Consider the following 16,059-nt stretch of genomic DNA (forward strand, 5'->3'; position numbering starts at 1 on the left):
TTACATATAATAAACTAAATTAATTCTTATGATAAACAATTACGATTCGGTTGATACCCGTTTTTCCTCGGGTTCATCAACTTCTACAAAACAAGAAGACACGTCGTACACAGGTAAAAAACGAACCTGGATTTCGTTAATTACGCTGTTTGTGGCATTGTTTTCTTTTGTTTCTGTACAAGCACAGGTAACAACAAATGGTGGTTCAGGTTTAGCAACAACCTATACATCTTTAGCAAATGCTATTACTGCACTAAATGCAGCGACTATTAACGGACCTGTAGTAATTACCCTTACAGGTAATGAAACAGCACCCGTGGGAGGTTATAACATAACAGCTTCTGGTACTTCTGTGAATACAATTATTATTCAAGGTAGTACAAGTGTAATTACAGCACCAGCACAAACAAGTGGTTCTCTTGTTGATGCTATTTTCAAAATTTCAGGGGGAGATTGGATTACGATTCAAAACTTCACAATGAATGAGCGTGCATTTACACCTGTAGCAGCTGACACTACTGCTGGTACTAACACTATGACAGAATTTGGTGTAGCGTTGTTTTATGCCACTACTACTAATGGTGCGCAAAACTGTACCATTCAAAATAATACGATCACTTTAAATAGAACGTATACAAACACGTTTGGTATTTATAGTAACTCAACACACAGTGCAACTGCTGCAACTACATCAGCTACAGCTACATCTACAGCTGGTGGAAACAGTGGTTTAAAAGTATATGGAAATACAATTAGTAATGTAAATCAAGGAATTGTAGTTGTAGGACCTACAGCGGCTGCAGATTTAATTTCAGGTGTTGATATCGGGGGTTCATCAATAACAACAGGTAATACCATTTCTAATTTTGGTACAGCAGTGCAAGCTTCGTCTTATGCGAATGTATCAGGAACAATTAATGGTATTTTAATTAGAAATGTTATTGGATTTAATGTTTCATACAATACTATTACCAGTTCAAATGGTGGAGTGAATGCAGCAAGTACAACCTTAAGAGGTATTTTTATAACATCTGCTTCAAATGCTCCAACAGGTACTTTTATAAATAATATAAACAATAATACCGTAGCTTTAACGCATGGTTTTACTTCTGGAACAATTCAAGGTGTTACAGTTGAAGCTACTACAGGTACAGCAACATCAACGCAAAATATTAATAATAATAATTTTACTGCATTCGGAACTAGTGCAGCATCTACATCGGGTGCTATCACGGCTATTTCTTGTGTAATGCCTAATCTAATTACTAATATCAACAACAACACCTTTACGAATATTACTTCTAATACAACAGGTAGTTTTACGTTTATTAGTAACAGTTTTACTAGACCTGCAAATGGTACTGCTACAGTTAATAATAACTCCATTGTTACGGCTTTCAATAAAACAGGAGCTGGAGGTACCGTTACTTTTTATAATTCAAATAGTACATCACCTGTTACGGCTACTGAAACAAATACAGGTAATAATTTTTCTAATATTGCTGTAACAGGGGCAACTACAATTGCGGGGTGGGTTTCTACTGATGGTAGTACAACAAGTCCATTTGGTTCAAATAAAGTAGTAACCAATAACACTTTTAATAATATAGCTGGTGGAACTAGTCCAGTTACACTTTTAAATGTTGCATATTCTAATAATGGAAATACTGGTAATAATGTATCAGGTAACACTATTAGTAATATTTCAGCGGCATCTTCAATAACTGCACTTACTTCTGCAGGAGGAGCTCAAAATTTCTTTGGAAATACAATTTTTGGATTGAATTCTTCAGGAGCTTCAGCGGTTACAGGTATTAATATTGGAGGTGGTGCTGCAACAAATGTATATCAAAATAAAATTTACAATTTGTTGGGTACTAATGCAGGTTCAACTGTAAATGGTATTGCAATTGGTGGTGGTACAACTATTAATACGTATAATAATATTATTGGCGATTTGCGTGCAACAGCTGCAAGTGGTACCGATGTGATTAGAGGTATTAGTATTACTTCAACTACCGCTACTTCAACTCAAAAGGTTTATTACAACACAATATATTTAAATGGAACTTCATCCGGAGCTAACTTTGGTTCTTCGGGTATTTTCCATACTTATTCTGCTACAGCTACTACAGCTGCCTTAGATTTAAGAAACAACATTATTGTAAATGCATCAACTGCTAATGGAACAGGTTTAGCAGTTGCCTTTAGAAGAAGTGCTGCAACAGATTTGAATAATTATGCAAGTTCTTCAAATAACAACTTATTCTATGGAACAAGTGGTTTATTTAATAATGGAACTAATTATGCAACATTAAGTGCTTTCCAAACGTTAGTAAGTACAAGAGAAACTGCTTCTAAATTTCAAAATCCAACGTTTGCCAGTACAACAGGTTCAGATGCAACGTACTTGCACTTTTTACCAGGTGCTACTAACTTAGCTGGTTCTTATGGACAGGTAATTTCAGGATTTATTACAGATTTTGATAATGATTCTCGTGATACAACTTCTCCAGATATTGGAGCAGATGAATGGTCAAATGGTGTTATAGTTGCGCCAACTGTAACTAGTTTTGCACCAACTGTTTTATGTTTAAATGGTGGACAATCTATCACATTTACAGGTACTGGTTTTGATACTGTAACATCAATTTTATTTAACGGGCCAACAGGTGTTAATTTACCAGGTGTAGTAACAGCTAGTACTTCTACAACGTTAACGGTAACTATTCCGGTTGGAGTAGTTGATGGAGGAGTAATCATTACCAATCCAGCAGGTTCAGTAGACACTACTGGCACAGCAAATGTATTTACAACAGTTGCGCCGCCTACAATTTCGGCTACAGCAGCAACATCAACAATTTGTGCAGGGGCAAGTACTACTTTAACAGGTACTGGTGGTGTAACGTATAGCTGGTTCCCAGGAACTGGTTTATCTGCTACAACAGGTACTACTGTAACGGCTAGCCCAACAGTAACAACTACTTATACTGTAACAGGTGTTAGTGCAGAAGGTTGTTCTTCTACAGGCACGGTTACAGTAACAGTTCTTCCTGCGGCAAGTGCGATTACAATTACAAAAAATCCAGCTTCAATTTGTCAAGGTGGAATTACTACTTTAACAGCTACTGGTGGTACTGTAGATTCAAGAGCTTCTTTATATAGTTTTGCTGGATCAACAGGTACTTATACGCCTATTACAGGAACAGCAGTTTCTTCAGCTATAGGTGATGATTATGGAATTGGTAATTTACCTATAGGTTTTACATTTCCTTACAATGGTTCAACGCAAACTGTTTTTGGTGTTTCATCGAATGGAATGATTCTTCTTGGAAATACATCAGCAGCATGGACGACTGGTTTTTCTTCAAATGCATTGGCTACAACAGCAAATATAATTTCTCCTTTGTGGGATGACAACAATACAACAGGTGGAAGTGTACTATATAGTACAACTGGAACTGCACCTAACAGAGTACTTACTGTACAATGGACAGGTATGCACGTAGCTGGTACAGGTAGCTCAACTAATCCAACAATTGATATGCAGGCTTTATTATATGAAAATGGAACTATTCAATTCATATATGGAGCCCAAAGTGCAACATTATCTTCACCTACAGCCTCTATTGGAATTTCTGGAGCAATTGGTAACTACCTTAGTGTTTCACCACTTTCTCCAATTACTACATCTACTGTTTCTTCAACTACTGAAAATACAGCTGTAGTTACTGCAAATATTCCTTCAGGAACGATACTTACTTTTACAAGACCATTACAACCAGTAATGTTATGGACGCCAGCAACAAATTTATTTACTGATGCTGCGGCAACTGTACCTTATGCAGGTGAATCAACTGCGGTGGTTTATACTAAGTTAACGACTCCGGAAACTTATACGCTAACATCAACTTTAGGTACCTGTCCGGTTTCAAATACGGTTACAGTAACACCAAATTTATTACCTACAATTACTTTAGGTACAGCTGCTCCAGTATGTCTTGGAGGTTTAAGCTCATCATTGAGTTTTACTGCTACAACTGACGCACCAAATCAATATACTATTGATTTTGATGCAGCTGCCAATACTGCAGGTTTTGCAGATATTACAACATTTACCGCATTTACTACATCACCTATTGCTTTAACAGTACCAGCAAGTGCAGTAGCAGGTACGTATAATGGTACTATTTTAGTTAAAAATTCAACAACAGGTTGTGTTAGTGCAACGCCACAAGCGTTTTCAATTACAATTAATACACCAGTAGCTATTACTACGCAACCAAGTAACTCTGTTTCATTAGAAAACAGTAACGCTTCGTTTACAGTTGCAGCTACAGGTTCAGGTTTAACCTATCAATGGCAAGAAAGCACTGATAATGGTGTAACTTGGACAAATATATCAGGTGCAACAAGTGCAACCTATACGGCTGTATCAGTTACAAATGGTATGAACGGAAACCAATACAAATGTATTGTTTCTGGTGCTGCGCCTTGTACATCAGTTACATCAAATGTGGTTTCATTAACCATTAGTACAACGGCTATTACTACACAACCTACTTCTACAACTATTTGTAGTAATGGTAGTGCAACATTTACAATTGCAACTTCAGGTTCTACACCAACATACCAATGGCAATTAAGTACTAATAATGGTACTTCATGGACAGATATTTCAGGGGAAACAAACACTTCCTTGACCGTATCTGGTTTAACTGCTGCTAATTCATTACAGCAATACAGATGTGTGTTGAGCCCAGGTCCAATTTACTCTAATGCTGCAATTTTAACAATAAATGATGTTGTAGCAATTACAACACAACCAGCAGATGCTACAGTTTGTTCAAATGCTACAAATGCTACATTTACTGCAGTTGCTACAGGTACTGGTTTAACATATCAATGGCAACAAAGAGCAAATAGCTCAGGTACATGGGCAAACGTGGGTACAGGTACTACAGGTGGTACAACGGCTACATTAACGGTTACTCCTATTGCTTTAGCATTAGATGGATACCAATACCAATGTATTATTACAGGTACTGCACCATGTGTGGCGCTAACTTCAGCAACAGCTACATTAAGCGTAACTGGATTTACAGTGGCTACCTCAGCTGCGAGTATTTGTATTGGAAGTACGTTTACTTTAACGGCTACACCTACAACGAGTTCGCCTACGCTTTCTTACAGTTGGTTATGTGCTACTGTAGGAAGTGGTGCAACAACTGCTGTTACAGGAAATTCTGCAACAATTACACCTACTCAAGCAGGTACTTATGTATATACAGTAACTGCAACAGATGGTACGTGTACATTAACAACTACTCAAACAATTGTTGTTAATCCGTTACCAGTTATTACAACTGCAACAGCTAATCCAACGGTTGCTTGTGCAGGTAGTATTATAAATTTAGCAGCTACTATTAATCAAATATTACCTGGTAATTCTACTTCTTCAGGTTCTGGAACTTCATATACTTCTTCTACGAGTTATCCAACATTCTTTGGAAATTATTGGTATCAAGATTGGAATCAAATGGTATATACTGCTTCAGAATTACAAGCAATGGGTCTAAATGCAGGCAATATTACTTCTTTGACAATTAATATTGGTGCATTACCTTCACCTACTACAATTAATGGATATACTATTAGATTGGGTTCAACAACTAATAGTGCATTGACCACTTTCCAAACAACAGGTTTAACTACTGTTTATGGTCCGGTTAATTATACTGTATCGGCAACAGGTAATATTACCATTAACTTCACAACACCTTATGCTTGGGATGGAACGTCAAATATTATTGTTGATGTTAGAGGTACGGGTGCTTATGGTTCTGCTAATGCTACAACGCAATTTACTGCAACAACAGGAAATACAGTCGTTTATGCATATTCTTCTGCTTCAAATACAAGTTTTTGGACATCAAATCCTACGGCAACTGCATCTACAAGTAGACCAAATATAAGATTTGGTGGACAAATCTTGACAAATACAACATCTAATTTCACATGGTCTTGGTCTGATGGTACTTCAACGGTATTGACAAGTGCTTCAGGTACAGTTACGTTACCTAATGCTACCACAACGTATACGGTAACAGCAACTAATCCAACAACAGGGTGTACTTCTTCACAAAATGTAACAGTTACATCAAATCCATTGCCTACTGCACCTACAACTACTAACTCAACGCAATGTGGTACGCAAGTACCTTCGGCTAGTGTTGTAGATCCAAATGCATTTACTACGCCAACGTTTAAATGGTATGCAGCAGCAACAGGAGGTACAGCTTTACAATCAAGTACTTCAACGACTTATACCACTGCTATAGCTACAACTACAACTTTTTACGTTTCTGTAATCAATCCTACTACAGGATGTGAAAGTGCACGTACAGCTGTAACAGTTACAGTTAATACACCAGATGCTATAACTGCAACATCTAGTAATACTACAATTTGTTTAGGACAAAGTGTAACACTAACTGCAGCTAATAGCGCTAATACACCAGTACAAAATTATGCGTATTCTTGGTTATCAACAGCAAATAGTGGCGTAACAACTGCACAATCAGGTGCTTCTATCACAGCTACGCCAACTGCAGCTGGTACATATACTTACACCGCTTCTGCTGTAGATGGTTCTTGTCAAACAACAAATACAGTAACTGTTACGGTTTATCCGCTTCCAGTAATTACTACAGCAACTGCAACTCCAAATGTGGCTTGTGCAGGAAGTACAATTAATTTAGATGCAACTATAGTTGAGAATGTTAATGGTACTATTAATTTAGGTACTGGAGTTGCAACTTCAACATCTTCTGGAGCTAATCCATTTTATGGAGGTTATGGTGGTGTTAAAACGCAGTATTTATTAACAGCTTCAGAGCTTACAGCGTTAGGATTAGCAGCTGGAAATATTACCTCTATAGGAATTGATGTTACTTCTGCAGGGTCAACTTTAAATGGTTTTGGAGTTAACATAGATACTACATCATTAACAGCCCTAACAGCTAACATTGAAAATGTTACCAATAATGTTTATTCGGGAACATTTACTCCAACTGTAGGTATTAATACAATTACATTTAGTTCTCCATTTAATTGGGATGGAACATCAAATATTATTTTGAGTTTTTGTTGGAGTAATGCTAATACTTCTAATACAGCCTCTACTATTAAAGTAAATACTACATCATTTGTTTCGGCAAATGCTCGTTACGTAGATTCTCAATCAGCTATAAACGTTTGTGCATACACTGGTAATACTCTTCCTTCAGGTTGGAATGGAGCTGCAACATCGTTATCAACTCGTCCAAACTTCATAATTAGCGGAGTAAAAGCTACAAATGTAACATCAAGTTACAATTGGACATGGAAAATAGGAACTACTTCTGTTTTAAGTACAGCAGCAGGTACTACTGTGGTGCCAACAGGTGCTTCTACAACGTATACAGTTACTGCAACTAATCCAACTACAGGTTGTAGTGCATCACAAAATGTTACCGTATCTACCAATGTAGCACCATTAGCAATGTTCGCTATTGCACCACAAGCGTCTAGTATTTGCGTGGGAGAAACAGTAACCATGTATGCCAACCCAACAGGAGGATGTATTCCTTATACGTATTCTTGGAGTGATGGAACATCAGTTGTAGGAACAGCTTCTACATTAGCGGTAACACCAACATCTGATAAAACATATACGTTAACCATTACAGATAATGCAGGTACACAGTTAGTAAAAACTGCTACAGTAACTGTAAATAACCCTCAACCTCTTTCGGTAGTAGGTCAAACAATTTGTGCTAATAGCGCAGCGTTTACGCTTTCAGCTACGGAGTCTACTGCGGGTAATGCAATAAAATGGTATGCGGCACAAACAGGCGGTACTGCATTAGCTACGGGTAATACATTTACAACGCCTTCTATTTCGGCATCTACTACTTATTATGTGCAAGAAAATGCTTTAGATCCAGAATTAAGCGGGAACGGTTTAGATACATCAACTGTTCCAAATTCAACTGGTGCATCTGCTGAAAGAGGTTTAGTATTTACTGCGACTAAAGCATTTACGTTAGTTTCAGCTCAATACTACTCGCCAACGACTTCAGTGACAAATACGGTTACTGTAAGGTTAGTTGATCACGCTACAGGTACACAAATAGCAACTAGAACATTACCTATTGCACAAGGTACAACAGCAGATTGGTATACAATGAACCTTGGATTTGATATTCTTCCAGGAACTTATAGATTATTAGCTTCTTATTCTCAATCAGTTAATAGAAGTACTACAGGATTTACATATCCTTATGCTTTAGGTGCTTCAGGTACAATTACTTCAGGATATGATTCAGGAGTTTCGGCTACTACATATAGTTATTTCCATAACATAACCATCCAAGAGTTTTGTTCAGGAGTTCGTGTGCCAGTTACGGCTACATTGACTAACCCTACTGCTATTACATTAAGTGGTGCTTCTGCTACAATTTGTAATGGTCAAACAACTGCTACAGCAGTAACAGTTGCAACAGGTGGTTCTAATTATGATGTGTATGCTTGGTCACCTTCAACAGGTGTAATAGGAAACAGTTCTACGGGATGGACATTCAACCCAACAAGTACAACTACCTATACATTAACAGCTTCTCAGTCTGCAGGAACATGTAGTACTACAGCTACTTATGTAGTAAATGTAAATCCTATACCTACGGCATTAACAATTACACCTTCAAGCTTAGGACAATGTATTAATCAAAGTCAGAGTTTATCAGTTACGGGTGGTGCTATTGGTGTTACTGGAAAAGTAGGTGCTGGTACGTCAACAAATACAACTTCAACACCGTTCAAAGGATTTTATGGTGGGTCTAAAACGCAAGCTTTATATACAGCTGCTGAATTAACAGCACTTGGTATGGCAGCTGGACAGAAAATTAATACTATTGGATGGGTCGCTCTTTCGGGTACTCCATTAGCTTTAAATAATTTTACTGTTAATATAGGTTTTGTATCTAACACAACTTTAGGGTCTAACTTTATTAGTGGTGCAAATACAGTAGTTGTAGCACCGGCAAGTTACACTCCAACAACTGGAACGGGTAATATTGATTTTACTGTTTCACCTGGATTAACATGGGATGGTACATCAAGTTTGTTAGTTGAAACGTGTTTTAATAACAATAACGGAGGTGGATCTTCAGCTAATTCAATTTCAGTGGAGTCTTCTACAGTTGCTTCAGGATTAAATTTATACCGTTCGCAAGATAGTACAGTTGATGTATGTACAAATACAACAGCTCCTACTACAACTACAACGAGACCTAATTTAAGAATTTCAACGTTAGAAACGGCGACTACTACTTGGACTCCTGTAACAAATTTATTCCTTGATTCAGCAGCTACTATTCCTTATACTTTAGGAGGAAATGCAACTACAGTGTATGTTAAATCTGCGACGCCAGTTTCTACTACATATACTGTTACTTCTACATCCACAGCAGGCTGTACAAATAGTACTACTGTATCAGTTGATATTGTTGCATTACCTACTGTTGTAACGGTTAACCCAGCGGCTGTATGTTCGCCTAATACAGTTGATTTAACAGCTTCAGCGGTAACAAATGGTTCAAGTGCAGGTTTGACATTAACTTATTGGACAAATGCTAATGCAACAATTGCTTTAGCAAATCCAAATGCAGTAACGACTTCAGGTACCTATTATATTAAGGGAACTAATGTTAATGGATGTTCTACAGTTTCTCCAGTAACAGTTACTGTGAATCCGTTACCAGTAGTTACAACTGTAGCGCCAGCAACAGTTTGTTATCCAAATACTGTTGATTTAACAGCAGCTGCGGTAACAACTGGTTCTGCTTCAGGATTAACATTTACGTATTTTACAGATTCAGCTGCAACAACTGCTTTATCAAATCCAAATGCAGTAACAACTTCTGGTACATACTATATTAAAGGTACAAATGCAAACGGATGTTCATCAATAGCTTCAGTTGTAGTAACTATTAACGTTACAAATGTACCAACTGGTTCAGCTACACAAACATTCTGTGGCTCTGGTAATTTATCTCAATTAGTGGCTACAGGAAGTAATATTAGATGGTATAATGCAGCTACAGGTGGTACAGAGTACCCAGCTTCATTATGGTCACTTGTTGGTCTTGTAAATGGATCTACTTATTATGCTACACAAACAGTTAATGGTTGTGAAAGTGCAACAAGATTAGCGGTGACAGTGGTTGTTAATTCAATTCCAACTGCGCCTAATGCTGCAGCTCAAAGTTTCTGTAGTGCTCCATTAGTTTCTAATTTAGTTCCAAGTGGTACTGCTTATACTTGGTATGATGCAGCAACAGCTGGAAATGTTTTAAGTACAACTACGCCATTAGCTGCTGGTACATATTATGTATCTCAAACAATTAACGGTTGTGAAAGTCCAAGAACTTCAGTAACTATTACAATTTCACCAATTGCAGCGCCTACAGGTGCAGCTATACAAACTATCTTTGGCGGTGTGGCGGCTGATGCAACAATTGAAGATATTTCAGTAAGTGGTGCTGGTGTAGTTTGGTATCCAACTGCAGCTGATGCAGCAGCAGGTACAAATGCAATTGCTGCCGGAACTCAATTAGTTGATGGAACTACATATTATGCAGTTTCAGTAGTTGGTTCTTGTAGAAGTAATGCATTAGCTGTTACGGTAACTGTAACACTTGATAATAGAACATTTGATTTAGAAAACTTGAAATTCTATCCAAATCCAGTTGTGGATCAATTAACTATTGTTTACACAAAAGAGATTACTTCAATTCAAATCTATAATCTAAATGGTCAATTAGTAAAAGTGGTTCAACCAAATGCAACTAATGTTCAAGTAGATATGACTGAATTATCAACTGCTATGTATATAGTAAAAGTATATGCAGAAGATAAATCAGCAGAATTAAAAGTTTATAAAAAATAATTAATTCTTATATTAAACTAAAAGGGCTACTCATCAGTAGCCCTTTTTTTATTTTTAGTATTTTTGTATAAAACGATTTATAGTAATGATTTCAATACACCGAGTTGCACTAACAGAGTTACCCATTATCCAACATTTGGCACATGAAATTTGGCCACAAACCTATGCGGCTATTTTGTCTGTTGCACAATTAGAGTATATGTTAGCGAAGTTTTATGCATTAGATGTATTAGAAAAGCAACTGGAAAAAGGGCAACAATTTTTTCTGGCTGAAGAAAATGGTTTTCCAGTTGGGTTTTTAGCTATTGAACATGATTGTAAGGCTTCTCTGCTTACAAAAATTCATAAATTGTATGTCTTGCATTCGTGCCAAGGAAAAGGCATTGGTAAGCAGTTAATTGATTTTGCAAGTACGGAGGCAAAAGGACACAAACAAAAAGGTTTGTTTTTAAATGTAAATAAATACAATTCGGCGCAATTGTTTTATGCTAAATTGGGTTTTTCGATTATACAAGAAGAAGTTATTCCAATAGGGAATGGTTATGTAATGGATGATTATGTAATGCAATTGTTGTTTTAGTCTTGTTTGATTTTGGTGTAGTATTTTTTGATGGAAAACAAGGTAAAAAGCAACCAAAATTCTACAAGTAGTAGCTTGGATAAGCCTATAAATTCTATGGTGTATAAATAGACTGCAATCAAAATAAATAACACATTTTGAAACCCAGCAAATAAAACGCCTAGTTTGTTCTTTTTGTGATAATAATAAGTAGCTACTACGGATAGTGCAAAAATAAAAAGCAAAACTAATTGAGTAAAAAGCGTTTCCGATTTTAAACTTAAAGTGAGTAACAGTAAAGAAGAAAGAAGTAAAAATAAAAACCCTGGAAAAAAGGATAAACTATTATCGCTGTTGTTGTGTAAAGTATCAAAATGTTTTGAAAAAGGTTGTAGTTCTTCTGCTGTAAAACCTTCTCTTTTTAACAATTCAAAAGCAACTTTTTTAGAATAATTTCCTTTTAAATACTTGTTTATTTCTGTTTCAATATCTTTTTTTGGTGTCATATAATTATCTATTTCTTTTATCGTAGTTTCGAGAACCGTAGTTTGTTTTTACTCCTTTGGGAATACTTGCTTCTTCGGTCTTACTTGAAGGGGCAATAAGTTCGTTTAACTGTTTGATTTCTTCGGATGTTAAATGGCGGTATTTTCCAACAGGCACATCTAATGAAATGTTGATTATTCTAATTCTTTTTAAAGCCAAAACGTCATAGCCTAAATAATCACACATTCTACGAATTTGTCTATTTAAACCTTGCGTAAGGACAATTTTAAAAACAGTATTGCTAATGCGTGCTACGCTACATTTTCTTGTTATAGTGTCCAAAATAGGTAAGCCGTCGCCCATGCGTTGAATGAACTCGTCAGTTATGGGTTTGTCAACCGTCACAATATATTCTTTTTCGTGATTGTTTCTAGCGCGAAGAATTTTATTTACAATATCGCCATCATTCGTCATGAAAATTAATCCTTCACTAGCTTTGTCTAAACGTCCAATGGGGAATATTCGTTCCGGATAAGCAATGAAATCAATAATGTTGTCTTTCGTTTTTTGATTCGTAGTACATTCAATACCTACCGGTTTGTTAAATGCTAAATAAAGGTGTTCTTTCTGGTTGTTTGTAATTGTTTTCCCGTTTACAACAACTTCGTCACCTGGTTCAACTTTTGTGCCTAATTCTGGAATTTTGCCATTGATGGTAATGCGACCTTGTTCCAAAAGTTTATCTGCTTCTCTGCGAGAGCAAAATCCACATTCAGATAAATATTTATTAATACGTATACCTCGTTCTTCCATAGTCACAAAAGTAGTTTTTTTAGTAATTGTTTTCAAAAAAAAATCCCGAATAAATCGGGATTCTGTATCTTACATTTTAGAAAATAATTGCTCCATTTTTTGTCTTTCTTCATCTGCTAAAGCGCTATCGACTAAAATTCTTCCACTATGCTCATCCGTAATGATTTTTTTTCTACCTGCAATTTCCATTTGTGTTTGTGGTGGAATAGTGAAGAATGATCCAGCAGATGCACCTCTCTCAATAGATACAACAGCTAATCCATTTCTTACGTTAGTTCTAATTCTATCGTAAGCTTCTAATAAACGTGCTTCAATTTTTCCTCTAAATTCTTCAGACTTACTTAATAAGAAGTTTTCTTCTTTTTCAGTTTCAGACATAATATCGCTTAATTCAGCTTTTTTATGTTTCAAATGATTTTCTTTAGAAGCTAGTCTTTCTTTTGTTTCAGTAACGATAGCTTTTTTACCTTCTAAAGAAGCTTTCATTTCTTTGATATGTTTTTCAGCTAATTGAATTTCTAATTCTTGAAATTCAATTTCTTTAGATAAAGAGTTGAATTCTCTATTGTTACGAACATTCTTTTGTTGATCTGTGTATTTTTTAATTGAAGCTTTGTGGTCTTCAATATTATTTTTTTTCTCTTTGATTAAGTTGTCAATGTTTTCTAAATCTTCATTTAACTTATCTAAACGTTTTGAAAGACCAGTTACTTCGTCTTCTAAATCTTCAACTTCTAAAGGTAGTTCACCTCTCACATTTCTGATTTCATCAATTTTAGAATCAATAAGTTGTAAAGAGTATATTGCTCTTAATTTTTCTTCTACGTTTAGTTCTTTTTTGTTTGCCATGATTGTTAAAAATATTTAACCGGATTTGTATTTACTTCTGATAAAATGATTGCAAAATTAGTGATTTTTTCTTTAAGATAATCAACAATATAATTTTTTGTAAATCTTTCGCTTTCAAAGTGACCAATATCAGCTAAAAGTAATTGATTTTCAGCTTCATAAAATTGATGATATTTTAAATCAGCAGTTAAAAAAGCATCAGCACCTTCTCGAATTGCCTGTGGAATAGCAAAACTTCCGCTGCCGCCTAAAACAGCTACTTTTTTTATGGGTTTATTTAAAAATGTGCTATGTCTAATGCCTCCACATTGCATTTTTTCTTTGACTAACTGAAGAAAATCATTTTCGGATAGCGGAGTATCCAATTCACCAATCATGCCTAAACCTATATTTTGATGTTTATTTTCTAATTGGTATAATTCATAAGCCACTTCTTCATAGATGTGATTTTTGAATAATGCATTTAAAATTTTTCCTTCTAAATGTTTTTCAAAAGTGACTTCAATTTTTATTTCTTCTGATTCTACAAATTCAAATTGATTACCAAATACGGGATTACTATGTTCATTTCCCATATAAGTCCCAAGACCTTTTGTGTTAAAACTACAATTTTCATAATTGCCTATGGCACCAGCTCCAGCATTAAATAAGGCGTTTCTAACGGTATCGGCGTTTTCAAGTGGGGCATAGGTAATTAATTTGTGTATATAGTTTGTCTTTGGAATTAAAATTTTACCGGTTTTTATCCCTAAAGCGTTACAAAATAGTTTGTTTACACCTTCTGGGTGATTGTCTAGTGCAGTATGAACGGCATATATGGCGATGTTGTTTTGAATCGCTTTTACAATAGCTCGTTCTACGTAAGTAGCACCCGTAATTTTTTTTAATCCCGAAAATAAAATGGGGTGAAAGCAAACAATTAGGTTACATTTTTTAGCAATGGCTTCATCAATGACTTCTTCTAATGCGTCATGAGTGACTAAAACACCACTGATATCTTGATTTTTGTTTCCCACTAGAAGCCCTACATTGTCAAAATCTTCGGCATATCCTAGTGGTGCCATTTCTTCTAAAACGGAAAGAATATCAGTTAATTTCATGGTTTAAAATAAAAAAGTAGTGCAAATTAATCTAAATCATGACATAAAAAAATAAAAAAGTGATAAAATTTAGTAATTTCGTGCAATGAATTTAGTTAGAAAAATACTATTCCCTGTGTCCATCATTTATTGGTTAGTCACATTTATTCGAAATTGGCTATATGATAAAGGTGTTTTTAAAAGCACATCTTTTGATGTGCCAGTTATTGCTGTTGGAAATTTAAGTGTAGGTGGAACGGGAAAGACACCTCAGATAGAATATTTAATAGACTTGTTAGCAGATACGTATAAAGTTGCTGTTTTGAGTAGAGGATATAAGCGTAAATCGAAAGGGTTTGTGCTAGCTGATGAGCAGGCTACAGCAGAGTCGATTGGCGATGAACCTTTCCAGTTCTTTACTAAATTTAAAGATAAATGTTTGGTTGCTGTTGATGCGGATAGAAGAAACGCAATTAATGCTCTAATGAACTTACCTAATAAACCTGATGTTATACTATTAGATGATGCGTTTCAACATAGAAAGGTGAAAGGAGGGTTTTATATATTGTTAACGGCTTATAATGATTTATTTGTAGATGATTTTATTTTGCCCTTTGGTAATTTAAGAGAGCCTTCTTTAGGTAAAAAAAGAGCAGACATTGTTGTGGTTACAAAGTGTCCAACTAATTTAGACGGGCTACAACAACAAAATATAATAGATAAATTACAAGTTGAATGTCCTGTTTTTTTTAGCTCTATTGTGTATGATGATTTTGTTTACAACAATGTGTCAAAAATAAATGTAGAAGCCATTAAAAATGAAAGTAAATTGCTTGTTGCAGGGATTGCAAATCCAACACCTTTTTTTGATTATTTGCAGGATAAAAACGATCAACTTTTAACCTATCCTGATCATTATTTTTTTACAAAAAATGATTGTATTAAAATAGCTGAAAAAGCAACTACTAAAAAAATTGTTACAACAGAGAAAGATTTTGTAAGATTGAATGGGTTACTGCCTCAAAATCAACTGTTTTATCTTCCAATAAAATTAAAAATTCTTAAAAAATCTGATTTTGATACCGTGATTTTCAATTGTATAAATGTAAATAATTAATTAATGAATTTTTACATATAATTGAATTTTCTGATTTTTTTTGCTTTATTTTTTGTTATTTTTTTAATATTCTATAACTTTTTATTTGTAAGTAATTATTTAGCAATAACACATCTTAATGCGTATTGTTTTTGTTTATTTAATAGATTCTTCTAATTATATTTGC

7 protein-coding genes are annotated in these 16,059 nt (G+C 35.1%); 3 read left to right on the forward strand and 4 right to left on the reverse strand.

Features of this window, described 5'->3' with window-relative positions; genetic code table 11:
- Nucleotides 1-28: 28 nt before the first annotated feature.
- Complete coding sequence (locus tag RF683_RS02525; protein ID WP_309532646.1) at nucleotides 29-10,990, forward strand: Ig-like domain-containing protein; 10,962 nt, start codon at nucleotides 29-31, stop codon at nucleotides 10,988-10,990.
- Between the two features lie 85 nt (nucleotides 10,991-11,075).
- Nucleotides 11,076-11,570, forward strand: a complete 495-nt coding sequence (locus tag RF683_RS02530) for a GNAT family N-acetyltransferase (protein ID WP_309532647.1) — start codon at nucleotides 11,076-11,078, stop codon at nucleotides 11,568-11,570.
- Here the strand turns inward: RF683_RS02530 and RF683_RS02535 are convergent.
- The 4 genes from RF683_RS02535 to RF683_RS02550 form a co-directional block, all read right to left on the reverse strand.
- Nucleotides 11,567-12,055 (reverse strand): hypothetical protein, encoded by a 489-nt coding sequence (locus RF683_RS02535; RefSeq protein ID WP_309532648.1) that lies wholly within the window; start codon nucleotides 12,053-12,055, stop codon nucleotides 11,567-11,569. The two genes, RF683_RS02530 and RF683_RS02535, sit on opposite strands and share 4 nt — an antisense overlap.
- A gap of 4 nt (nucleotides 12,056-12,059) precedes the next feature.
- The gene (gene rluF / locus RF683_RS02540; protein ID WP_309532649.1) at nucleotides 12,060-12,848 is read right to left on the reverse strand and encodes a 23S rRNA pseudouridine(2604) synthase RluF; all 789 of its coding nucleotides are present in this window, start codon (nucleotides 12,846-12,848) and stop codon (nucleotides 12,060-12,062) included.
- A gap of 69 nt (nucleotides 12,849-12,917) precedes the next feature.
- Nucleotides 12,918-13,697: a zinc ribbon domain-containing protein gene (locus RF683_RS02545; RefSeq protein ID WP_298656455.1), complete on the reverse strand. Its 780-nt coding sequence runs from the start codon at nucleotides 13,695-13,697 to the stop codon at nucleotides 12,918-12,920.
- 5 nt (nucleotides 13,698-13,702) lie between these two features.
- A complete protein-coding gene (locus RF683_RS02550; protein ID WP_309532650.1) occupies nucleotides 13,703-14,797 on the reverse strand; it encodes a Nif3-like dinuclear metal center hexameric protein in 1,095 nt (364 codons plus the stop codon).
- Nucleotides 14,798-14,882: 85 nt separating this feature from the next.
- On the opposite strand from RF683_RS02550, the gene lpxK reads away from it, so the two are divergent.
- On the forward strand, nucleotides 14,883-15,893 hold the full coding sequence (gene lpxK / locus RF683_RS02555; protein ID WP_309532651.1) for a tetraacyldisaccharide 4'-kinase: 1,011 nt from the start codon (nucleotides 14,883-14,885) through the stop codon (nucleotides 15,891-15,893).
- The last annotated feature ends 166 nt before the right edge of the window (nucleotides 15,894-16,059 follow it).

It is taken from the genome of Flavobacterium sp. 20NA77.7 (genome assembly GCF_031326205.1).
Taxonomy (GTDB): Bacteria; Bacteroidota; Bacteroidia; order Flavobacteriales; family Flavobacteriaceae; genus Flavobacterium; species Flavobacterium nakdongensis.